This is a genomic window from Pelosinus baikalensis, assembly GCF_020819555.1.
Taxonomy (GTDB): domain Bacteria; phylum Bacillota; class Negativicutes; order DSM-13327; family DSM-13327; genus Pelosinus; species Pelosinus baikalensis.
On sequence record NZ_JAJHJB010000141.1, the window covers coordinates 1 to 632 of the forward strand.

General features: G+C 51.1%; 1 rRNA gene. It reads right to left on the minus strand.

Annotated elements, in window-relative coordinates:
• Window positions 1-632 (minus strand): 23S ribosomal RNA (locus LMF89_RS25480); the annotation flags it as partial.

Consider the following 632-nt stretch of genomic DNA (forward strand, 5'->3'; position numbering starts at 1 on the left):
TTCTGCTTAACCTCGCTAGTTACTGTAACTCGCCGGTTCATTCTTCAATAGGCACGCCGTCGACCACATAAGGGTCTTCGACTGCTTGTAGACATACGGTTTCAGGTTCTTTTTCACTCCCCTCCCGGGGTGCTTTTCACCTTTCCCTCACGGTACTATACGCTATCGGTCGCCAAGGAGTATTTTGCCTTGGAGGGTGGTCCCCCCTGCTTCCCACAAGGTTTCACGTGTCTCGTGGTACTCTGGATCTCAGCCATCTTGCTCTGCTTTTCGTCTACGGGACTGTTACCCCCTATGGTCTACCTTTCCAGGTAGTTCGACTAAGCCTGACTTGAATTATGCTGGTCCTCAACCCCGAATCAGTAAACTGACTCGGTTTGGGCTCTTCCCCGTTCGCTCGCCGCTACTTAGGGAATCTCACTTGATTACTTTTCCTCTGGGTACTTAGATGTTTCAGTTCCCCAGGTGCCCTCCTCATAGTCTTAAGCTATGGGTAACAATGCATTACCATTGTTGGGTTTCCCCATTCGGAAATCTAGGGATCAATACCTGCTTGCGATTCCCCCTAGCTTATCGGAGCTTACCCCGTCCTTCTTCGGCTCTTGGCGCCAAGGCATCCACCGTATGCCCTT